Consider the following 19402-nt stretch of genomic DNA (forward strand, 5'->3'; position numbering starts at 1 on the left):
CCGCCGTTCGGATTCGAATTTTTCGGTGCGAAACGGGGATTCGAAGCGTATAGCGACGGCGTTCGTCGCCGGAGACGGACGTGGGTGCCCTATTCGGCCGTCTCGAGCCCGCCCTGGAACGACGCGACGGCGTCCCGGAACTCGTCGGGGATTCGCGTCGGCTCCTCGGTCTCGAGGTCGACGGCGACCTGCGTGACGGTTCCCTCGGCCAGAATCTCGTCGTCGCGCTTTCGCTTCGCTCGGTACTCGTACTCGAGGCTGGCCGATCCGACGTCGCTGACCCGCAACTCGTTGACGACCACGTCCTCGAATTCGGCCCCGGTGCGGTAGTTCAGTTCCGTGTTGACGACGTGGATCTGCCAGCCGTCCTCGACCATTCGATCGTAGCCGTAGTCGACCGCCCGGAGGTAGGCGGAGACGGCCTCGTCCTGAAACGTGAAGTACTCGCCGTAGAAGACGATGCCCTGCTGGTCGGTTTCGGCGAACCGGACGCGGTTCTCGAAGACGGGTTGGAACGACGGGTCGTCGGAATCGTTCGTCTCGTGAGTTCCCATATCAGCTACGCCGCCGCGACGTGCAAAATCGTACCGGCCACGGCAAGCGGGCAGGTCGAAGCGGTGAGCCGCTGTCAAGTGGTGGCTCCCGGCCCCGCGCTACAGCCCCTCCCGCATCGCCTCGAGGTCCTCCGCGGCGTGGCCACAGATGACACGCGCGTCGTGGCGGCGCTCGAGATCCTCGAGCGTCCGCAGGCTCTCGAGCCAGTCCCGCTTGCTCCAGAGGAGGTTGCCGCCCATCGGGAGTCCGTGTTCGTAGTTCGCACGCGTGTAGGCCTGATCGCCGGCGAGGATCACCGTGCCGACGTCGTCGAGGTCGAGTTTCACGCCCAGCAAGCCGGGGGTGTGCCCGGGGAAGTGGACGAGCTCGAGGCCCTCGAAGAGCTGCCGGCGGTCGCGATGGACGACCTCCCACGCGAGGTCGCGATCGAAGTCGCCGCGGACGTAGGCGTCGTCGCCCTCGTCGGTCGTGACGCTGTAGTAGGCGTGTTTCAGTTCCGCCTCGTGGACGACAATCGGCGTGTCGGTCCCCTCGAACGCGTAGAGGCCGCCGGCGTGGTCGAGGTGGAGGTGGCTCTGGATCACGGCGTCGACGTCCCCGAGCTCGTAGCCGGCGTCGGCGAGGTCGTCCTCGAGCGGCCGGAGGTCGGTGTGCTCGAAGGTGGCGTAGCGGTCGGCCGGCCAGTGACCCGAATCGGCGTCGGGGTGGGAGCCGGTGTCCCAGAGGATCGTCGCCTCGGGGTGATCGATGACGACGTTGTAGACGGGGCCGTCGCCCATCATCGTCTCGGGGTTCGGATCGTCGGCCGTACCGCGAACGTGTCCCTCGATAATATTATTGACGTCGCTGGTGACCGTGCCGCGATCGATCGGTGTGAGCGTCGCGTCGACCATGGGCCGAACACGGCCGCCGAGCGCTTAATACGTGTGGGAAGTCGTGACGTATTCGATGTCCGGACGGTGGGATCGAGACGGGCCCGATACTGTGAATGCTTGCCGTAGCGCTACCCGTCGTCCCGCCGACTGCGCGATATGGTCAAACTCTCGACCCTCGTCATCCTCGCCGGTGTCGTGATGCTCGTGTTCCCGATTCCACCCGTCGCGACCGGGGTCGGCGGCCTCGCAGTCATCGTCGTCGGGGTTTTGCTCCGCCTCCTGACTGATCAGTGACCGAGTACCGCTGGGTACCGGCAACGAAAACCCGAACGGTAACGCTTCGGGGATTCACTTGCCTGGCACCCATCTCAGTCATGCCCTCCTCGAGCGCCGCGTCTCACCTGCACTGTTTGGTCGACGATTTTATTCGCCGCCGCCCGGACGTTCGCCTATGTCCTCGACTCCGAAGGTCGTCGTCGCCGGCGGCGGGTTGGCCGGACTCGTCGCCACCCGCCACCTCGCCGCCGGCGGCGTGGACGCGACGCTGGTAGAACGCAACGAGACGGTCGGCGGTCGGGTCAGAACGGTCGAGCGAGACGGATTCCGGTTCGATCGGGGCTTTCAGGTCCTCTTCACCGCCTATCCGGCCGTGAGGCGGGAGCTCGATCTCGAGGCGCTGGACCTGCGACGGTTCGCGCCGGGTGCGACGATCGCCGATTCGAACGGCCGGTCGACGCTCGCGGATCCGCTTCGAGAACCGGGAACGATTCCGTCGACGCTGACCAGCCCGTACGTATCCGTCGGCGACGCGGTCCGGGTCGCCCGGCTCTGGCTGCGGCTCCGGCGAACGGATCCGGACGAAATCTTCACCGGCAGCGACGAGCGGATCGACGAGTTCCTCCGCGACCGCGACTTTTCGAACGACTTCATCGAGGGGTTCGTCGCCCCGTTCTACGGTGGCATCACGCTCGATCGATCGCTGGCGACCTCCAGACGCGTCTTCGAGTACACCTTCCGGACCCTCGCGGCGGGGGAGATAGCGGTTCCGGCCGCCGGCATGGAAGCGATCCCGTCCCAACTGGCCGTCAGCGTTCGCGATGCCGGCGGAACGATCGAGACCGGAGTCGCGGTCCAGTCGGTCGGTACGAATGCCGGCGACTCGAGCGAGGCCGATCCCGCTACTGACGCGCCCGCCACGGTCGAGACCGACGACGGGACCGTCGAGGCCGACGCCGTCGTCGTCGCGACCGATCCGCCGGCGGCGCGGGAACTCACCGACGTGTCCTCGGTCCCCACGAACGCGCGGCGCTGCGTCACGCAGTACTACGCCGGCCCTGCCGACCTCGATCTCGAGACCGGCCGGCGTCTCCTGTTGAACGCGAGCGAGGAGGGACCGAACCACGTCGTCCCGCACAGCGCGGTCGCTCCCGAGTACGCTCCCGACGACGTGAGCCTGCTCAGCGCGACCTATCTCGGAAACCCCGAAGACGACGACGCGGCGCTGGCAGACCGAACGCGACGGACCCTCGAGTCGTGGTATCCCGACGAGCGATTCGACGGACTCGAGGCGCTCCACACAGAGCGCGTGCCGTTCGCGCAGTTCGAGCAGCCGCCGGGGATCCACGAGCAACTCCCCGACGCTCGCGCTCCCGCAGGTCCCGTCTATCTGGCGGGCGATTACACGCAGTGGTCGTCGATTCAGGGGGCGATGGAAAGCGGTCGGACGGCGGCGAAGGCCGTGATCGACGATCTGGCGCGCTGAGTCGTCGCGGTCGGTATCCCCTCGAGTCGCCAGGGTGCAGTGTGACGGCGCAGCCAGTCGCCGGTAGTGTCTCGATACGAAGACTGTGACGCGATAGCGGAGAAATACTAAACTCCGCGGGCGTCGTTAGCCGGACCACGGAGACAGAACAGCCATGGCCCTGGACGAACTCCTCGAGGGGACGTCGCTGACCGGGCGGCAGGCGGCGATCATCTTCTTTAGCTTCCTCTGTCTGATCATCATCGCTGCGATCCTACTCGTCCTGTTCAGCGATTTCTTCAGAAATCTGGTCGTCTTCGCACGGGCGACTGGCATCGAACACCTCGCGGCCCTTCCTGCGTAGTCGGTCGTCCCGCGATCGCACCGCAGACCGTTACGCGACGGTTCCGGGACTACAACAGCTTCCGACACTCGCCCAGCGGCGGGAACCACAGCGTCTCGCCGCTCGAGTCGTCGACGACAGCGGGGTGGAACGCGTCGGCGGTCCGGACGAGCGGGGTCTGAAAGTCGCGACTGCGCATCCCGTTGACCGTCGACCCGGCAGCGAGCCGCGTAAACGACGGGAGCACGAGCACGTCCGCGCCCTCGTAGCAGTTCGGGCCGTAGAGGAAACACGGCAGTTTGCGGCCCTCGATCGACAGGGCCGGGTGGTCGTGGCCCACGACGTAGCGCTCGGCCGTCGTCTGGGGGGGCTCGTGCCCGTGGCAGACCACCCAGCCGTCGGCCAGCGCGTACTCGTCGCTCGTCTCGCCGTCGAAAACCTCCGCGAGCATCGTGTCGTGGTTGCCGGGCGTAACGACCAGGTCGGCACCGCTCTCGTCGACGGTCTCGACGAGTCGAGCCACGTCCCGCTCGACCCCGCGCGGGAGCCGCGAAAACGAGTGCAAGAGATCCCCGGCGACGACGACGGTGGCCGGCTCGAGCTCGGCGAGGAGACCATCGAGGCGGTCGACGACGTCGCTTCCGTCGTCGATCGGAGCGTCGACGCGCGAGGCGGCCGCTTTGCCGAGGTGGACGTCCGCGAGGACGAGCGTCTCGGCGGCGGGAACGAAGACGGCGCGGTCGCGGAGTGAAAACGGAACGTCGATCTCGACGTCGATAGCGGTCATCGCTCGGAGTCGGTCTCGGAGGTCGACGCCGGGTCGGACTCGCCGCTGGTGCCCGACTCCGCGGTCGATTCCGACGCCGAGGCAGCCGACGTCGACGTTCCGCCGTCGGCCCGCATCTCCTCGCCGAGCGCGTCCGACAGATCGTACTCCGTGCCCGTCAGGATGAACAGCACCTCCTCGAGGGGGTCGAGGACTTCGGGCAGGATGCGGACGACGAGATAGGTGATTCCCAGCAGGGCGACGATCGACAGCGACTGGGCGATGAAGTTGTGGGCGACGATGTAGGACGTCCGGTCGGCGGGTGCTCCCATGAACTCGGTGGCGATGTGGACGAGGATATCCTGCTGGAACCAGCCCCACGGCGAGGCGATCCCGATGAAGACGTTCCGGACGAGATTGAGGAACCAGATGACGCCGACGGCGATCGCGAAGGCCGTCACCTTCCGCTTGAGCGACGCCGTGACCGACGCGATCAGTCCGCCGAAGATCGCCATACTGCCGATGCCGGTACAGGACATGATGATGTAGGTCGTCCGACCGGTCACCGTGACGTCGGGATCGAACGCGAAGCGGCTCTGGTACCCGTTCGAGCCCTCCTCGATACCCGGGCTGTGCCCCATCAGTTCCATCCCGAAATGGGTCTGCCTGGCGGTCGTCTCGATCAGCCAGGTTTTGACGAACGGAATCGTCTCGGCGGGCAGGTAGATCAGCCCCATGAACGCGATCGCCTTCGAAAGCAGCAGTAGCGACTCGCGACCCTGCAGGAGCAGATACCCGGCGTAGACACACAGCGGCAGCGCCGCCAGCGTCAGGAGCGTCTGGATCGGGCTCTTGACTTCGAGGTAGTAGTGGGGAACCATCGTCAGCCAGAAGACGCCGAAGACGACCCACGCCGCTGCGGCGAGATACCGTGCCGGGTCGGGGGCGTCGAGCCACTCGAGGACCATCGCGACGACGAACGCGGCAATCGCCGTCCAGGCCAGCACGTCCCCGAGCGGGATCGAACCGATGCTCACCGCGGTCGTCGCTGGTAGGGCCGGCATACTCACGTAATCCCGACGGACTCTCGCGCTATCAACTTGACGCCTCGGACCGAGCGACCGGCCCGAGGAGCCACGAGCGGCGACCGGGCGACCGCGTACCTTTTTGCATCGCTCGCGAAAAGGCTACCACATGGTCGACGTCCTCGATAACAAGCGGGCCGCGACGCGGTTTCGGATCCTCGTCCAGATCGCGGAACGCCAGCCCGCGGTCAGCCAGGGGGAGATCGCCGGGGAAGTCGGCGTCACGAGCCAGGCAGTCAGCGAGTACATCCGCGAGCTCGTCGACGACGGCCTCGTCGAGAAGGAAGGCCGGTCGCGGTACCGCGTCACCCGCGAAGGCGTCGACTGGCTCTTCCGAGCCGCGGACGACGTCCGCCGATTCGCGGACCACGTCACCGGCGACGTGCTGGGCGCGATGAGCGAGGACGCCTACATCGCGACTGCCGACATCGAGGAGGGCGAGACCGTCTCGCTGACGGTCAGAGACGGCCTCCTCCACGCCACCCCGGACACCGAGGGACCGGCGACCGGTATCGCGACGACCGACGCCGAAGCCGGCACCGACGTCGGCGTCACCAGCTTCGAGGGCGTCATGGAACTCGAGCCCGGCTCCGTCACCGTTTTGCAGGTGCCGTCGATCCGCACCGGCGGGAGCCGCGGGATCGACGACGAGACCGTCACCGACGCCTGCGACGACGCCGACATGGTCGTCGCCGCCGGCGTCGAGGCCGTCGTCGCCTGTCGACGGGCGGCCACCGACCCCGACGTGACCTTCGCCGTCGGCGACGTCGCGGCGGACGCCGCGAACCACGGCCTCGAGGTGACCGCCGTCGCCACGACCGACGCCGTCGGCCGAGTGACCGACGCGCTCCGGGACGCCGACGTTTCCTACGAAGTACTCGAGGGGTGAGTCGGCCGACCGCGATCGACCGGCTACGCCGCGTCATCGTTCTGCGACCGATAGCGGCCGCTTCCCGGAACGAGTCAGAACGGATAGAAACCGCAGCGATCGAACCGACTGCAGCGACGCCGTCGCTCCTCAGCCGATGTAACGCAGGTCGTCGTCGGTCGGCACGTCCATCTGCTGTTGTTGCTCCATCTCCTGTATCTTGCCGATGACCTCCTCCATCTCGTCGGCTCGCTCGTCCAGGGATTCGTACTCGAGATCGAATCCGAGCACGTCCTCGAGGACCTCGAGAACCGCGCGAGCGCTCTTCGGGTCGACGAGGTAGCCGCTGGTCTCGCCCATCAGACAGGAGGCTTCGAACCCGCGGCGCTCGCCCAACCCCAGCAGGAGGCCGGAGACCCCGACGATCCCGCCGGCGGGCTCGTCCTCGCGGAACTCGACGCCCGCGTCCTCGAGGCGCTCGAGCAGCGACTCGTCGCTGACGGCACCGACGACGGCATACTCGTCGATGAGCTCGCCCGTGGGGACGCCGCCGAGCGCGTACACCTCGCTCGCGCCGAACTCCTCGGCGACGTCGAGGAAGGCGTCGGTCAGCGTGTAGTGCCCGTCGTTACTCTGGGCCTGATGGTCGCCGGTCAGCAAGAGGAGATCGCGACCGTCGGACCCCTCGACGGCGTGAATTTCCGCACAGGTTAGCTCCGAGACGCCGTCCTCGACGCTCACCTGCGGCGGGAACTCCCGGGAGTAGATCCGGCGTACGAGCGTGCTTTCGCCCTCGAGCTCCTCGAGCAGGTGCTCGACGGCGAGGGTACCGACGTGTCCGACCCCTGGCAACCCCTCGACGAGGACGGGGTCGTCCAGTTCGACCTCGGCGACTGCGTCGATCTCGAGTTCGTCCATACCGTATCAGCGGTTGCGACGTTTAAGAGCGCGTCGGTACTCGCCGTGCGGATCGGTCGGATCGAACGGTGCCGGGGCGCTGTTCGCCGTTTCGGCACCGCAGTCGGGACAGGTATCAGAAAGCGTATACACCGGGCCGTCGTGGGATTCGCGCCACGCCGAACACACCCGGATGTCGGATTTCATTATTCGTCGTCGGTGCGGCGCTCGCGGTGGTACTGCCCTGAGCCACCGTGGCCTTCGATCGCGTCGACCGCCCGCCGTGCGCTCTCCTCGAGCTGGGACTCGGCGGTCTTGTAGTTTGGCGCCTGCACTTTGATCCGGTACTCGGGTGCGCCGACGTAGCTCACTTCGAGGTCGACTTCCTCGGGGATCTCGCCGTTGCCTTCGGCCGCTTCGAGGGCCTCGCGGATCCCGTCGACGCCGGTGTCGGTGGGGTTCTCGAGGTCGACGTAGCCGGTGACGTTGACGTAGGGCACCGAGACGTTCTCGCGGGCCGTGTCGACGATCGCTTCGATCTCGTCGTCGTCGAGATCGGTGTCCTCGAGAGCCTCCTCGCCGTGGATCGCGGCCTGCTTGAAGCCCTCGTAGAGCCCGCCGTGGATGGCGATCAGTTCGTTGGCGATCGCGGTGTAGACCTCGTCCTCGATCTCCTCGCCGAAGGCCAGTTCCATCCAGTTGTCGGCCTTCTGCTCGTTCTTCCAGTCCTGGATCTTGTCGGAGCGCTGGTGGTCGTTGACGTCCTTCAGCGAGAGGTCGATCTGCTGCGAGCTCTCGTCGACGTCGAGGACCTTGCAGACGGCGATCTGGCCCTCACGGACGTGATCGCGGACGTTCTTGATCCAGCCGCTCGCGACTTCGGAGATGTGGATCAGACCGCGCTTGTCCTCGTACTCCTCGAGATCGACGAAGACGCCGAAGTCTTCGATTTCGTCGATCTTGCCGACGACGAGTTCGCCGGGATCGGGCCAGCCGCTGTACTTCATCGTGACTCGACTGTCTCGAGGATCTCGTGTTCGATCTCGGCTTTGCCGCCGGTCGGTCGCACGAGCGTCGTCCCGCAGACGGCGCAGGCGACCTCCGAGGAGGCCTTGCCGAAGACGGTCTGTTCGTTCTCGCAGTCACTGCATCGAACGCTGTAGAAATTTCCTGCCATTGGTATCACTCCTGGAACTCGAGTCGGCCGGCGCGCCATCCCTCGCGGAGGTGGGCCTTGCCGCATTCGCTGCAGCGGTACTTGAGGTCGGTCTTCTTGGTCGGCTTTTCGCCGCCGGGCACTTTCGAGAAGCGACCGGAGTTCCCGATGGTCGAGCTGTTGCGTCGGGTGCGGCGAGCGTCCCACTTCATGCCGGACGAACGGCCCGTTCGGGACTTCTCGACTTCGTGTTCGTGGTGCTCGTTACAGAACGGACAGTACGTATTGAATCGGCGTGGCATCTGCATGGTTATCTCACTTGCCGTGGGCTAAGATAGCGCCGTTTAAAAAGCGTTTGATAGCCGGCCGTCCCGGTCACCGCACGCGGAAATAACGGCTCGTTCGGGTCGTTCGCGTCCGATACCGTCGAACGCGATCGGTGACGCCGGCGGCTCGCACGTGTGCTGGCGTCCGTTCGCGGTCGCCGGGACGCTCGAGTCGATGGGTCTCCGAAGCGTTTAATCCGCTCTCCTGTGAAGTCTGGGCCATGAAGCAGCTCATCATCCACGGGGATCCCGGCATTCGGAACGGGGCCATCGTCCGATACGAGGGAGACGAGGCGGAATCGGAGGTGGTCTGCTTCGGGATCAACAGAAACGGCGAGTACCACGGGCCCGATCGCGTCCAGCTCTGGTGTACCGTCGGCTCGGAGGACGAATACGAGGACTACGAGAAGCGAAACTTCACGCCACATTTCCTCGACGTGGATCGCGTCGACGCCGAGGACGTCGAGGTCGTCCGCCCGAAGAGCGATCTCGCGATCTAGTCTCCCCGTCGGTTGATGACGGAGACCGGACGCCGTGATCGGTTCCGGGCGGTAGTTTCGGAGACCACTGACGCTGGCCGTCGGCAACTTCATTTCACTCGCCCAACTCTTGTCCGAATGTTTATGGTTCTCTGCTGGAAGAATACGGACGAATGCTCGCGACAGGGGGACCGGAGGGGCGCGTATTCCGCGATCGCGTTCCAGCTATCCATGCAGTAATCGTAAGACCGAAAGTAGTGCCGTCGGCAGTGACCGGTAAGCTCGAGGACGGAGACGACGATGAGTAACTCCCTCCCAGAGACGATCCGAACGCGGGTTCGTGCGCTGTGCTCGACGACGCGGGTCGGGCTGTACGTCGGGGTCGGAACCTTCGGTGCGGCCGTCGACACTGCTACCCTCGTGTTTCTGGTAGAGATCACGGACCTCGGGACGATCGTCTCGAAGCTCCTCGCCTGGGAACTCGGTATTGCCGTCATCTTCGTGATCAACGAACAGTGGACGTTCGCGAGCTACGGCGAGGGGGGATTGCGAGCGCTGTGGCATCGGTTCATGCTCTCGAACGTGGTCCGGTTCGGCGGGTTGCTGGTGACGCTGGTAGTGTTGTCGGTGCTGACAGGGCACTTCGGCGTCGGGCTCATGCTGGCGAACGTGATCGGTATCGGAGCCGGGTTCTTCGTCAACTACATCTGTGAGTGTCTTTACACCTGGCAGGTGTATCAGGACCAGCGGTAGAAACCCGCATACGGCTACCGAATCACAACCCTTAACTAGGGCACTCGGGTATGAAGTGATAGCGGGATGGGATAGCCAGGAGATTCCGGCGGGCTCATAACCCGCAGATCGGTAGTTCAAATCTACCTCCCGCTACTTTTCAGGGATTCAACGACGAACGACGAGCATGGCGAGGAGTGGGTGCTGAATCCCTGAAAATACGACGAGTAGATTTGAAGAAGGCCACGAGCGACCGAAGGGAGCGACGTGGACGTAGTTCAAATCTACCTCCCACTTTGTTTTGGCGCAAACTGACTCGAGAACGCAGACCGTCGCGAGTCCCTGCTCGCGTGGTTCCAACGGCACGTCACGACGGCAGCTTCCACCCGGTCCGGACGGCGAATCCGTAAAAAGAGCGAGAGGGACCGCCCCTACGAGTCCGCGGCGAGATAGTCCCGGATCCGACGCCCCTGTGGATAGGTGAACGTCACAGTTCCGTGGAGAACCGACGGCGTCGAGAGCGGCTCGAGCGGAGCGAAGCGCTGGAACGGCGACTCCTCGGGGAACTCGAAGTCGATGCGATCGACCTCGGCCTCGTACAGCTCGCTGACGAAGGGGATCGGGAACTCGAGGAGTTCGCTGACCTGCGCTCGAGCGCCCGCAGGATCCGGGAACTGCCGGTGGGCGTAGTAGTGGAGGTGGCCGGTGAGCGTGTCGATTTGTTGGTCGCCGACGGTCGCTTCGACCTCGAGGACGGGTTCGTCGTCGACGGAGAGCGTCGAGACCAATTGCCCGTCGGCTTCCTCCCACTCGCACGACCCGGCGAGACTCGGGATCCCGCCGGCCTCGCGGGTGAACGTCCGCATCTGCGGGGAATCCGTCCAGTAGCCGACCCAGAAGCGGCCCGGAACGGGCATCTCGCCCTGACCAGTGCTGATCGCGCGGCTGTCGTGGTCGGCGACTTCCACCGTCAGGTAGGTGAGCGTGTACGGCTCGAGGAGACTCGTTCTCTCGGCCGACGGCACCTGATACGTGTTCAGCTGGACGAGGGTGTTCGGGTGGGGCTCGAGCCCGGGCGGCAGTGCGTCCGCGAGCACGTCGGGATCGGCCTCGTAGCCGACGATGAGCATGCGCGCGTTCTTGATCAGCTGGGGCGGTGATACGGCCGTTCCCTCCGGCATTCCGGTGTAGGTCTCGGGGGTGAACTGGTGGTCGCTCATGGCTGTGTCAGTGTTACTTGTTCGCCGCCACGCCGAAATCGTCGGGCGCGAAGACCTCGGGGATCGGTTCGTCTCGGACGCCGCGGATGTCCTCGAGGACGGGCTCGAGGTAGGCCCGGAACAGCTCCGGACGCTCGCTCATCGGGAAATGGCCGGTCGCCTTCATCTCGTGGGCGGTCGCGCCGTCGCCGATCGCCGCGGCGGCCTCGCGCGCATCGTCGGGGTTGGTCAGGTAGTCGTACTCGCCGTTCATCAGGTACATCCGCACCTGCGTGGCGTCGATCTCGTCGGCGGTGTCGCTGTAATCGTGGTCCATCGAGTAGTAGTGGAGGTCACCCTTGAGGACGCCGTTGGCACCCTGCTCGTACAGGTACAGCGTTTCGCGGCGCGCCCACTCCGGTCCGTGGGGAGCCATCAGCCCCCACGTCGCGTGGGAGTTGACGTCGTTGGCATTGACGTGTGGATGGTCGAGCCACTGGATGTAGAACCCGGGCGTGAACAGGCCCGCCTCGAGGCCGATCAGCGCCCGGAACCGGTCGGCGTGCCAGTCCGCGAGCTCGAGCGTAATCGTCCCGCCCATGCTCGAGCCGATGAACACGGGGTCCTCGAGCTCGAGGGCGTCGGCGATCGAGACGATGGTATCGGTGAACCGCTCGGCGGTGAGGTCGTACCGGTCGGCCCACCACGATTCGCTCGACGGCGGGACCGACTTGCCGTGGCGGGGCAGGTCGTAGGCTATGACCCGGAAGTGCTCGGTTATCTCGGGGTCGTTCAGCACGTGCCGCCACTGCTGGTTGTTACACCCGGCCGTGTGTTGACAGAGGAGCGGGATGCCGTCCGCCGGGCCGGCCGCCTCGTAGTAGATGCGGTGATCGACGCCGTCGAGATCGATGGTGACGTACTGGCCCGTAATTGGCTCGTCAGTCGCTTCTCGCGGCCGATGAGAGCCTTCGGTGCGCGGTTCGCCGCCGTTGTGGGCCGTCCGCATCAACTCGAGCGCGCGCTGGAACCCGCGGAAGTTCTGGAAGATCTTCTTGTGGTTGCCGATCAGGTCGAAGTACCCGTCCTCGCCTTTGACCGCGGTCCGGTAGAAAGAGGCGAACACCTCGTTGTGGTGAGCCGCCGGGACCTCGCTGACGAACTCCTCCCACGCCTCGCGCGGCCCGACGACCCCGAACGACCACGCGTCGTCCAGCCCCGGCGCTCGGACGTCCCGTACCTCACCGCCCTGCATCTCGAGCAGGTAGTGTTCGTCGCCGATCCCGACGAGGAAGTCCTCGTCGAACGCGTCGCGGCCGTGCTGGGTCATCTCCGGGTCCGCGTTCACGACGTCTCGATACTCGCTCCACCACGCCTCGCTGGCCAGTGTTCGGTCTGCCATACGTCGCGTTCCATCACCCAGCCTATTAGTGTGGTATGCTAACTATGGGCGTTTTCTGGGCGACCGCCGTATACGATACCGAAACGGGAAGGGGCCCGATCTCAGCGGAGCGTGGTCTCGGACCGGCGGAACGGCTCTCGAACAGCCGTTCCGTACTCGAGGAGCGGACGACACCGAGACGACGGACTCTCAATCCACGATCTCGATCTCGGAACGAGCAGCGAGCCCCCGGTCGCTCGCATCGTCACGAGTGACTCGCGCGTCGATTACGTAGCTGCCCGGGTCGACGAGTTCCCACTCGTCGTCCGCAACCTGAATGCGCTGTGGCCACCGCCGGCGGAAGCGTTTGCGCTCGTTTCGACCGAAGGAGAAGGCGGCGGGGCGATCGGGAACCATTCGCGGAACCTGCGAGGCGTTGCGATGGCCGTCGACGGTCCAGTGCCAGCGCTCCGGCGAGTCCGTTCGGATCCGGATCGGGAACGGGAGCCGGTTGCGAAACTCGACGGTGATCTCGACCGGTTCCCCGTGTGCGTAGCGTCGCTCGTCGGTCGAGACGCTGACGGCGATCGCGCGGTGGCGTAGCGCCCTCGGCGCGAACGCGTGGCTGACCGCCGCCCAGTCGATCGCTCGCGAACCGCCGTCGTCTCCCCCCGAACGCTCCGGCGCGAACGGATCGTCGTCCGTCCGCTCGAGCGCGGTGGAGTCGTAGATTCGTTTCATCGATCGGATCCTCGATTCGGGTCGGTAGCGGGGTCGGGTTCGGTACGGTTCATGATTCCGGTGGTGTTAGCTATCCGGTGATCGCGTTCGTGACGCGGTCGATTCGACGTCGCCCGCGAACCGCTCGTCGAACCGGTGGCAGGCGATCGGATGCCGTGCCGTTCCGTCGGTCAGTTCCGGCTCGACCGTCTCGCAGGGCGTCTCGAACGCCGACGCGAGCCGGTCCCGAGCGTCCTCGAGATCGGCGGCAGCGACGGCCTCGAGCGCGTCCGAGAGTGCGGCGTCCGCATCGGGATCGCGAAGTCGAGCGGGAATCCCGTGAGCGTCCCGGAGCGCATCGGGAACGGTCTCGTGCTCGTCGGATCGCGGAAGCAGCGTCTCGGGCCCCGCGTCGGCGTCCGCGTTCGCGAGTCGGGTTCGCAGCCGCATGATCGCCCGGAACGCGTGGTCCGTGAGATCGTATTCTGCCGGCGGGATGACCCTCGGACAGCGCGTGTGAAACCGGCAGCCTGCGGGCGGATCGGTCGGCGAGGGGACGTCCCCCTCGAGGACGATGCGGTCGCCCTCCCAGCAGGGGTCGGGTTCGGGGATGGCCGACAGCAGCGCCTCCGTATAGGGGTGTGACGGGGCGTCGAAGACCTCGGCCGTCGTTCCGGTCTCGACGACCTCCCCGAGGTACATCACCGCCACCCGATCGGCGATGTGCTCGACCACCGAGAGATCGTGAGCGATGAACAGATAGGAGAGATCGAACTCGTCCTGCAGGTCGGACAGCAGGTTGAGGATCCGCGCCTGTACCGAGACGTCGAGCGCGGAGACGGGCTCGTCGCAGACGATGAAATCGGGTTCGACGGCGAGCGCGCGAGCGATGGCGACCCGCTGGCGCTGGCCGCCGGAGAACTCGCGGGGATACCGGCTCGCGTGTCCGGCCTGCAGTCCGACCGTCTCGAGCAGCTCCCGAACCCGTTCGTCGCGTCGCTCGGCGGGCACGATATCGTGGACCTCGAGGGCCTCCCCGACGATATCGGCGACCGTCAACTGCGGGTTGAGACTGGCCATCGGGTTCTGGAAGACGTACTGGATCTCGGTCCGGAGCGCCCGGAGTCGCGACCGGGAGCAGCCCGTCACCTCGGTCCCGCGGTAGGTGATCGTGCCGGCGGTCGGCTCGAGCAGCCGGACGAGCGTTCGGCCGAGCGTCGTCTTGCCGCAGCCGCTCTCGCCGACCAGCCCGAGGGTCTCGCCCGCGCGGATCTCGAGGTCGACGCCGTCGACCGCTCGGACCGTCTCCGCCCGCCCGAGGAGCCGGTCGAGGAAGCCGTCGGCGGTCGTGTAATACTTTTCGAGGCCTTCCGCGCGGATCAGGGGCTCGCCGTCGCTCGCCGTCACTCCGGCTCACCTCGCTCGGTCCGTTCCCGCTCCCGTTCGTGACTCTCCCCGTCCGTCTCGTTTCGCACCAGGACCTCGTAGTCCAGTCCGTCTTCGAGATCGCCGGTGTACTCGAGACAGGCCGCGAGGTGTGCCCCGGGATCGTCGTCGGCGGCCGGCGTCTCCGAGTCCGTCTCGACGAGCGGCGGGTGGCGTCTGGCACACGCCGGCTCGGCGTAGGGACAGCGGGGGTGGAACCGACAGCCGGTCGGCGGATCGACGAGGCTCGGCGTCGGTCCGGGAACGGTCGCGAGGCGATCGCTGTCGGCCCCGAGCCGCGGGATCGAGGCCAGCAGCCCAACCGTGTAGGGATGCTTGGGATCGTAGTAGAGCTCCTCGACCGGTGCGCGCTCGACGATCTCTCCGGCGTACTGGACCAGGACCCGATCGCACAGCTCCGCGACGATCCCGAGGTCGTGCGTGACGAGCTGGATCGCCGTGTCCGATTCCCGGGCGAGCTCCGCGAGCAATTCGAGGATGCCCGCCTGAACGGTGACGTCGAGCCCCGTCGTCGGCTCGTCGCAGACGAGCAAGGCCGGGTCGCAGGCCAGCGCCATGGCGATCACGACCCGCTGTTGCATCCCGCCGGAGAACTCGTGCGGGTAATCGGCGTAGCGCGTCGCCGGCTCCGGGATCCCGACCCGCTCGAGGAGCGCGATGGCGCGATCGCGGGCCTCGGCGTCGGTTACGTCCCCGTGAGCCCGGACCGCTTCGGCGATCTGTTCGCCGACGGTGTAGACGGGGTTGAGCGCCGCGTCGGCGTCCTGAAACACCATCGCGATGTCGTTCCCCCGGAGGTCCCTGAGTTCGCGATCCGTGCACTCGAGGAGGTTCCGGCCGTCGAACCGGATTTGCCCGCCGACGATCTCGCCGGGCGACCGGATCAGGCGGAGGAGCGCGAGACTGGCGACGCTCTTGCCCGCCCCGCTCTCGCCGACCAGTCCGACCGTCTCGCCCGCGCGGATCTCGTAGCTGATGCCGTCGACTGCCCGGACGACGCCGTCGTCGGTGTAGAACTGAACGGTCAGGTCCTCGACCTCGAGCAGCGCCATCAGCGCATCCGCCTCCGGTCGTCGCTCGCGTCCCGACGCGGTTCGAGCGCGTCGTTGATCCCGTCTCCGACGAGGTTGATCGCCAGGACGAACAGGAAGATCGCGAGGCCCGGGAAGACGGTGACGTGCCAGTGGCCCTGCAGGAGCGAGTCGCGGCCCCGCGACAGCATCGCACCCCACTCGGCGCTGCCGGGCTCGAGGCCGAGCCCGAGGAAGCCCAGCGCCGCCGCCGCGAGAACGACCGTGCCGACGTTGAGCGTCGCCTGAACGACGACGGGGGCGATCGCGTTCGGAACGACGTGTCGCCGGATGATCGTCCGATCGGGGACGCCGAGCGCGGTCGCGGCCGTCACGTATTCGCGCTCGCGAACCGAGAGGATCTCGCCGCGTAACAGCCTCGCGTAGCCGATCCATCCGGTAACGGTGAGTGCGAGAACCACCTCCCAGAACCCCCGCCCCGGGATCGGGAGCGGATCGAGAATCGGGACGATCGCGATCGCGAGGACCAGGAACGGAAAGGCGTACAGCACGTCGACGATGCGCATGACGAGTTCGTCGATCCGGCCGCCGAAATAGCCCGCGACCGCGCCGAGGGGAATCCCGACGCACAGCGCGAGCAGGACGGCGACGAGGCCGATACTCAGGGTGTAGCGGCCGCCGACGAGCACCCGGGCGAACTGATCTCGCCCGGCCCAGTCGGTTCCGAACGGGTGATCCCAGGAGGGCGGGGCGTTCGCCGCGCCGACGAACGGCTCGTGGGGATCGTGCGGAGCCAGCGCGACCGGCTGGAGCGTGATCGTGTACTCCGCCGTCGAGACTTCGATCGGTCGCGCGAAGATCGCGAGCACCGCCATGACGGCGATGATCGTCACGCCCAGCATCGCCGTTCGGTTCCGTCGGAACCGGCGGGCCGCGTCCTCGAGTCGCCGTCCGTCCGGTCCCTCGGCGCTCCGCTCCGTCGCCGCCGCTGCCGTCGGGGAATCCGGTTCGGTCTCGGCGCTCGCTTCCCCCGTGGAAGGACTCGAGTCCCGCGAGTCACCGTCGCGGTCGTCCGACTCCGGCTCGTCGAAGCCGACGATGCGAATTCGGCCGCGTTCGGTAGTGGGGTGTCGGTCGCTCATTCGTTAGTATCGAATTCGGGGGTCGAGGAGCGCGTAGACGATGTCGACGAGCAGGTTCGCGAGGACGATCGAGACGCCGATGACCAGGACGGCGGCCTGGATGACGGGGTAGTCTCGCTGCAGGATGGACCGGACCAGCAGCCGGCCCATGCCCGGCCACGAGAAGATCTGCTCGACGACGACGGCGCCGTCGACCAGGAACGCCAGCTGGAGGCCGGCGACGGTCACGACCGGCAACAGGGAGTTTCGCAGGACGTGTTTCAGGATCACCGTCCGCTCGCGGAGCCCCTTCGCGCGGGCCGTTCTGACGTAGGGCGCGTCGAGCTCTCGCCGCATCGAGGATCGCAACAGTCGCGTGACGAGCGCGGCCGAGGCCGTCCCGAGCGTGATCGTCGGCAGGATCATGAACTTCGCCATCGCGAGGCTCGCCAGCGGTGCGTCCGGCGGAATGACGCGGAACCAGCCCAGCCGAACGCTGAACACCAACAGGAGGATCAGGCCGAGCCAGAAGTTCGGCGTCGCGATCCCGGCGAGCGCGCCGAGCCGAGTGAGTTCGTCGGCCGGCTCGCCCCGCTCGACCGCAGCGACGATCCCCGCCGGCACCCCGATCGCGAGCGCGAGGAGCCACGCCGCCCCGCCGAGCGCAAGCGTCGCGGGAAGCCGCCGACCGATCGTCGCCGTGACGCTCCGACCGGAGATCGGCGAGCGACCGAACTCGAGCGCGATCGCGTCCCGCAACCACAGCAGGTACTGTTTCCACAGCGGCTCGTCGAGGTGGTACTCGGCCCGGATCGACGCCTCGGTGGCGGGACTGACGGTCCGAAAGCCGACGATCACGTCGATCGGGTCGCCCGGAAGCACGTGGAGAAACGAGAACGTGAGCGCGGTGACGCCGAGCAGGACTGGAACCGTGACCAGCACTCGCGTGAGAACGTATCGACCCAGCGACATTGGTGATCCAGGTCAGGTCGGCTGTACGTACTCTTCGGCGATTCGCTCTTCGAACGCTTCGTCCGTGTAGTCCTCGAGGAGCGGCGAGATAGGGACGTACGCCGGTCGTCCGAGACCGTGATACACGTCCTCGAGAATCGTTCGACGGGGAATCAGCATGTTACACCCCCGGCGGACCAGCTCGTTGGTAAACGGGCCGTGGTAGAGCGGATAGATCACCATATCGAATCCGCCGCCGATCCGGCGATCGACGCCGTACGCGTCGTCGGCCGCCAGATCGGACAGGCTGGCCGACGGAACGCCGGAACTGAAGTCGATATCGCCGACCTCGAGTGCGCCCTGCCGGGACGCCGCTTCGGTGATGATCTCGAGCCGCACCGTCTCGGCCGGCGGCGTCGCGGGGACCCCTTCTGAGCCACCGAACCAGTAGTCGTCGAACCGTTCGAGCCGCCAGTGATCGCCGGGCTGGTAGTCGGCGAACCGGTAAGGACCGGTTCCGATCGGCTCCGATTCGAGGTCGCGGTCGCCGTCGATGGCCGCCATCGGGACGATCGGAAGATCGAACAATCGTTTTTCGAAGGGACCGTACTCCCGCCAGCAGTGAACGTCCATCGTACGGTCGTCGACGATATCGATGGTCTCGTACCAGTCGTAGACGTCGGACTCTCGAGGGGTGCCCTCGTACCGTTCGAACGATTTTTTGACGTGGTCGGCGGTAAGCTCCTCGCCGTTGTGGAACTGCACGCCGTCTCTGAGGGTGAATCGATAGGTCGTCGCATCGAGTTGCTCCCACTCCTCGGCCAGAACCGGCCGGACCGAACCGTCGAAGTCGACCCCCGTGAGGCCCTCGTAGACGAGCTGGGTCGCCTGACTCGAGGCCGTGTCGTTCATCGAGACGGGGTCGGTGGCGGAGATATCGCTCCCGAGGTCGCCGACGAACTCGTCGCCGTCGAGATCCGTATAGACGCCCGCCCAGGGTGCGTATACCGCGTTGTACGTTCCCGACTCGAGCGGATACGCCCGCCAGCCGCTGACCGCGTCGGCGTTCCAGACGTGTGACGCTTCGCTCACGCGGACGAACGAGACCGGGGAATCGGCGACCAGGTGCTCCTGTAGCTGCCGGTAGATATCGACCCGCTCGTCGGGATCCGTTTCCTCGAGCCCGTTATCGATGTAGTCGTCGACGGTGTCGCTGGTGTAGTGGTTGATGTTGAGCCCGTCGGGCGTGTGATTCTCCGAGTGAAACAACACGTTGACGTAGTCGTCGGGGTCCCATCCGCCGGTCCAGCTAACGATAAAAAGGGCGTTCGCATCGTTGGCAGCCGCCGTGTTCAAGCGATCGAGGTAGGTCGTCCACTTGTATTCCGACACCGAGACGTCGAAGAAGCCGGTGTCCTCGAGCGCGACTTCGAGGAGTTCCGCGAATCGGCTCCGTTCGGTGCCCTCGGTGATCGCGATGGTCGTTTCGAACGGCGGTTCGATTTCCGTCGCTTCGAACCCCTCCTGAATCAGCTCTTCGGCCGGACCGTCGGCTTCGATGTCGTTGCTACGGATACAGCCAGCCAGTCCGGTGACGCCGAGCGCTCCCACCCCCTCGAGTAGCGAGCGCCGCCGTAGGCGGCCCTCATCCCGGCCACCGCTATTCCCCGCCATCGCCGTGAATTTTACATTGAAATAACATATTCTTTGTGATGGGTGTCTCCGATCCG

23 protein-coding genes and 1 tRNA gene are annotated in these 19402 nt (G+C 66.3%); 7 read left to right on the forward strand and 17 right to left on the reverse strand.

What is annotated here, in order from left to right; genetic code table 11:
• Nucleotides 1-89: 89 nt before the first annotated feature.
• Nucleotides 90-554: an acyl-CoA thioesterase gene (locus NDI89_RS07485; RefSeq protein WP_277520894.1), complete on the reverse strand. Its 465-nt coding sequence runs from the start codon at nucleotides 552-554 to the stop codon at nucleotides 90-92.
• A 99-nt stretch (nucleotides 555-653) separates the two neighbouring features.
• Entirely contained in the window at nucleotides 654-1448 is a 795-nt protein-coding gene (locus NDI89_RS07490; RefSeq protein WP_277520895.1) for an N-acyl homoserine lactonase family protein, read from the reverse strand.
• A gap of 138 nt (nucleotides 1449-1586) precedes the next feature.
• On the opposite strand from NDI89_RS07490, the gene NDI89_RS07495 reads away from it, so the two are divergent.
• From NDI89_RS07495 to NDI89_RS07505, 3 genes are all read left to right on the forward strand, one after another.
• The gene (locus tag NDI89_RS07495) at nucleotides 1587-1724 is read left to right on the forward strand and encodes a transporter (RefSeq protein WP_277520897.1); all 138 of its coding nucleotides are present in this window, start codon (nucleotides 1587-1589) and stop codon (nucleotides 1722-1724) included.
• Between the two features lie 157 nt (nucleotides 1725-1881).
• On the forward strand, nucleotides 1882-3192 hold the full coding sequence (locus NDI89_RS07500; RefSeq protein ID WP_277520898.1) for an NAD(P)/FAD-dependent oxidoreductase: 1311 nt from the start codon (nucleotides 1882-1884) through the stop codon (nucleotides 3190-3192).
• 154 nt (nucleotides 3193-3346) lie between these two features.
• Nucleotides 3347-3535, forward strand: coding sequence for a hypothetical protein (locus NDI89_RS07505; protein ID WP_277520899.1), 189 nt, complete (start codon nucleotides 3347-3349; stop codon nucleotides 3533-3535).
• Nucleotides 3536-3584: 49 nt separating this feature from the next.
• Here the strand turns inward: NDI89_RS07505 and NDI89_RS07510 are convergent, their stop codons facing one another.
• Together NDI89_RS07510 and artA are read right to left on the reverse strand one after the other, a co-directional pair.
• On the reverse strand, nucleotides 3585-4301 hold the full coding sequence (locus NDI89_RS07510) for a metallophosphoesterase (protein WP_277520900.1): 717 nt from the start codon (nucleotides 4299-4301) through the stop codon (nucleotides 3585-3587).
• Entirely contained in the window at nucleotides 4298-5344 is a 1047-nt protein-coding gene (gene artA / locus NDI89_RS07515) for an archaeosortase A (RefSeq protein WP_277520901.1), read from the reverse strand. Before artA ends, NDI89_RS07510 begins: the two co-directional genes overlap by 4 nt.
• A 130-nt stretch (nucleotides 5345-5474) precedes the next feature.
• Here artA and NDI89_RS07520 point away from each other — a divergent pair, with 130 nt between their 5' ends.
• Nucleotides 5475-6254 (forward strand): DUF7839 domain-containing protein, encoded by a 780-nt coding sequence (locus tag NDI89_RS07520; protein WP_277520902.1) that lies wholly within the window; start codon nucleotides 5475-5477, stop codon nucleotides 6252-6254.
• 129 nt (nucleotides 6255-6383) lie between these two features.
• Here the strand turns inward: NDI89_RS07520 and NDI89_RS07525 are convergent, their stop codons facing one another.
• From NDI89_RS07525 to NDI89_RS07545, 5 genes are read right to left on the reverse strand one after another with little or no spacing between them, the layout of a single operon-like run.
• Nucleotides 6384-7151: a proteasome assembly chaperone family protein gene (locus NDI89_RS07525; RefSeq protein WP_277520903.1), complete on the reverse strand. Its 768-nt coding sequence runs from the start codon at nucleotides 7149-7151 to the stop codon at nucleotides 6384-6386.
• Nucleotides 7152-7157: 6 nt separating this feature from the next.
• Entirely contained in the window at nucleotides 7158-7337 is a 180-nt protein-coding gene (locus tag NDI89_RS07530) for an RNA-protein complex protein Nop10 (protein WP_277520904.1), read from the reverse strand.
• Entirely contained in the window at nucleotides 7337-8137 is an 801-nt protein-coding gene (locus NDI89_RS07535) for a translation initiation factor IF-2 subunit alpha (protein WP_277520905.1), read from the reverse strand. The genes NDI89_RS07530 and NDI89_RS07535 overlap by 1 nt, the downstream gene beginning before the upstream one ends.
• Nucleotides 8134-8307: a 30S ribosomal protein S27e gene (locus tag NDI89_RS07540; protein ID WP_097378458.1), complete on the reverse strand. Its 174-nt coding sequence runs from the start codon at nucleotides 8305-8307 to the stop codon at nucleotides 8134-8136. The genes NDI89_RS07535 and NDI89_RS07540 overlap by 4 nt, the downstream gene beginning before the upstream one ends.
• A gap of 5 nt (nucleotides 8308-8312) precedes the next feature.
• Nucleotides 8313-8594 carry a 50S ribosomal protein L44e gene (locus tag NDI89_RS07545; RefSeq protein ID WP_226005608.1) on the reverse strand — a complete coding sequence of 94 codons (282 nt, stop codon included), beginning with the start codon at nucleotides 8592-8594 and terminating at the stop codon, nucleotides 8313-8315.
• Between the two features lie 239 nt (nucleotides 8595-8833).
• Here NDI89_RS07545 and NDI89_RS07550 point away from each other — a divergent pair, with 239 nt between their 5' ends.
• The 3 genes from NDI89_RS07550 (at nucleotide 8834) to NDI89_RS07560 (ending at nucleotide 9979) form a co-directional block, all read left to right on the forward strand.
• Nucleotides 8834-9112, forward strand: coding sequence for an HAH_0734 family protein (locus NDI89_RS07550; protein WP_277520909.1), 279 nt, complete (start codon nucleotides 8834-8836; stop codon nucleotides 9110-9112).
• A 279-nt stretch (nucleotides 9113-9391) separates the two neighbouring features.
• A complete protein-coding gene (locus tag NDI89_RS07555) occupies nucleotides 9392-9844 on the forward strand; it encodes a GtrA family protein (RefSeq protein ID WP_277520910.1) in 453 nt (150 codons plus the stop codon).
• Nucleotides 9845-9904: 60 nt separating this feature from the next.
• Nucleotides 9905-9979: transfer RNA gene (locus NDI89_RS07560), tRNA-Met, on the forward strand.
• Between the two features lie 275 nt (nucleotides 9980-10254).
• Here the strand turns inward: NDI89_RS07560 and NDI89_RS07565 are convergent.
• From NDI89_RS07565 to NDI89_RS07600, 8 genes are all read right to left on the reverse strand, one after another.
• Nucleotides 10255-11043, reverse strand: coding sequence for an acetoacetate decarboxylase family protein (locus tag NDI89_RS07565; protein WP_277520912.1), 789 nt, complete (start codon nucleotides 11041-11043; stop codon nucleotides 10255-10257).
• Nucleotides 11044-11056: 13 nt separating this feature from the next.
• Entirely contained in the window at nucleotides 11057-12424 is a 1368-nt protein-coding gene (locus tag NDI89_RS07570) for an alpha/beta fold hydrolase (RefSeq protein WP_277520913.1), read from the reverse strand.
• Nucleotides 12425-12613: 189 nt separating this feature from the next.
• Complete coding sequence (locus tag NDI89_RS07575; protein ID WP_277520914.1) at nucleotides 12614-13144, reverse strand: DUF7974 family protein; 531 nt, start codon at nucleotides 13142-13144, stop codon at nucleotides 12614-12616.
• A gap of 66 nt (nucleotides 13145-13210) precedes the next feature.
• Nucleotides 13211-14530 (reverse strand): ABC transporter ATP-binding protein, encoded by a 1320-nt coding sequence (locus NDI89_RS07580; protein WP_277520915.1) that lies wholly within the window; start codon nucleotides 14528-14530, stop codon nucleotides 13211-13213.
• Nucleotides 14527-15621 (reverse strand): ABC transporter ATP-binding protein, encoded by a 1095-nt coding sequence (locus tag NDI89_RS07585; RefSeq protein ID WP_277520916.1) that lies wholly within the window; start codon nucleotides 15619-15621, stop codon nucleotides 14527-14529. The genes NDI89_RS07580 and NDI89_RS07585 overlap by 4 nt, the downstream gene beginning before the upstream one ends.
• Nucleotides 15621-16742, reverse strand: a complete 1122-nt coding sequence (locus NDI89_RS07590; protein ID WP_277520918.1) for an ABC transporter permease — start codon at nucleotides 16740-16742, stop codon at nucleotides 15621-15623. Before NDI89_RS07590 ends, NDI89_RS07585 begins: the two co-directional genes overlap by 1 nt.
• A 3-nt stretch (nucleotides 16743-16745) precedes the next feature.
• A complete protein-coding gene (locus NDI89_RS07595; RefSeq protein WP_277520920.1) occupies nucleotides 16746-17693 on the reverse strand; it encodes an ABC transporter permease in 948 nt (315 codons plus the stop codon).
• Between the two features lie 12 nt (nucleotides 17694-17705).
• Nucleotides 17706-19346: an ABC transporter substrate-binding protein gene (locus NDI89_RS07600; protein ID WP_277520921.1), complete on the reverse strand. Its 1641-nt coding sequence runs from the start codon at nucleotides 19344-19346 to the stop codon at nucleotides 17706-17708.
• Nucleotides 19347-19402: the final 56 nt, after the last annotated feature.

The organism is Natrinema salsiterrestre (assembly GCF_029502005.1).
In the GTDB taxonomy this organism is placed as follows: Archaea; Halobacteriota; Halobacteria; order Halobacteriales; family Natrialbaceae; genus Natrinema; species Natrinema salsiterrestre.

What these genes read in the sequence shown, in the direction of transcription:
- NDI89_RS07485 (WP_277520894.1), bottom strand. Translation starts at nt 554, where the DNA reads ATGGGAACTCACGAGACGAACGATTCCGACGACCCGTCGTTCCAACCC.
- NDI89_RS07490 (WP_277520895.1), bottom strand. Translation starts at nt 1,448, where the DNA reads ATGGTCGACGCGACGCTCACACCGATCGATCGCGGCACGGTCACCAGC.
- NDI89_RS07495 (WP_277520897.1), top strand. Translation starts at nt 1,587, where the DNA reads ATGGTCAAACTCTCGACCCTCGTCATCCTCGCCGGTGTCGTGATGCTC.
- NDI89_RS07500 (WP_277520898.1), top strand. Translation starts at nt 1,882, where the DNA reads ATGTCCTCGACTCCGAAGGTCGTCGTCGCCGGCGGCGGGTTGGCCGGA.
- NDI89_RS07505 (WP_277520899.1), top strand. Translation starts at nt 3,347, where the DNA reads ATGGCCCTGGACGAACTCCTCGAGGGGACGTCGCTGACCGGGCGGCAG.
- NDI89_RS07510 (WP_277520900.1), bottom strand. Translation starts at nt 4,301, where the DNA reads ATGACCGCTATCGACGTCGAGATCGACGTTCCGTTTTCACTCCGCGAC.
- artA (WP_277520901.1), bottom strand. Translation starts at nt 5,344, where the DNA reads ATGCCGGCCCTACCAGCGACGACCGCGGTGAGCATCGGTTCGATCCCG.
- NDI89_RS07520 (WP_277520902.1), top strand. Translation starts at nt 5,475, where the DNA reads ATGGTCGACGTCCTCGATAACAAGCGGGCCGCGACGCGGTTTCGGATC.
- NDI89_RS07525 (WP_277520903.1), bottom strand. Translation starts at nt 7,151, where the DNA reads ATGGACGAACTCGAGATCGACGCAGTCGCCGAGGTCGAACTGGACGAC.
- NDI89_RS07530 (WP_277520904.1), bottom strand. Translation starts at nt 7,337, where the DNA reads ATGAAATCCGACATCCGGGTGTGTTCGGCGTGGCGCGAATCCCACGAC.
- NDI89_RS07535 (WP_277520905.1), bottom strand. Translation starts at nt 8,137, where the DNA reads ATGAAGTACAGCGGCTGGCCCGATCCCGGCGAACTCGTCGTCGGCAAG.
- NDI89_RS07540 (WP_097378458.1), bottom strand. Translation starts at nt 8,307, where the DNA reads ATGGCAGGAAATTTCTACAGCGTTCGATGCAGTGACTGCGAGAACGAA.
- NDI89_RS07545 (WP_226005608.1), bottom strand. Translation starts at nt 8,594, where the DNA reads ATGCAGATGCCACGCCGATTCAATACGTACTGTCCGTTCTGTAACGAG.
- NDI89_RS07550 (WP_277520909.1), top strand. Translation starts at nt 8,834, where the DNA reads ATGAAGCAGCTCATCATCCACGGGGATCCCGGCATTCGGAACGGGGCC.
- NDI89_RS07555 (WP_277520910.1), top strand. Translation starts at nt 9,392, where the DNA reads ATGAGTAACTCCCTCCCAGAGACGATCCGAACGCGGGTTCGTGCGCTG.
- NDI89_RS07565 (WP_277520912.1), bottom strand. Translation starts at nt 11,043, where the DNA reads ATGAGCGACCACCAGTTCACCCCCGAGACCTACACCGGAATGCCGGAG.
- NDI89_RS07570 (WP_277520913.1), bottom strand. Translation starts at nt 12,424, where the DNA reads ATGGCAGACCGAACACTGGCCAGCGAGGCGTGGTGGAGCGAGTATCGA.
- NDI89_RS07575 (WP_277520914.1), bottom strand. Translation starts at nt 13,144, where the DNA reads ATGAAACGAATCTACGACTCCACCGCGCTCGAGCGGACGGACGACGAT.
- NDI89_RS07585 (WP_277520916.1), bottom strand. Translation starts at nt 15,621, where the DNA reads ATGGCGCTGCTCGAGGTCGAGGACCTGACCGTTCAGTTCTACACCGAC.
- NDI89_RS07590 (WP_277520918.1), bottom strand. Translation starts at nt 16,742, where the DNA reads ATGAGCGACCGACACCCCACTACCGAACGCGGCCGAATTCGCATCGTC.
- NDI89_RS07595 (WP_277520920.1), bottom strand. Translation starts at nt 17,693, where the DNA reads ATGTCGCTGGGTCGATACGTTCTCACGCGAGTGCTGGTCACGGTTCCA.
- NDI89_RS07600 (WP_277520921.1), bottom strand. Translation starts at nt 19,346, where the DNA reads ATGGCGGGGAATAGCGGTGGCCGGGATGAGGGCCGCCTACGGCGGCGC.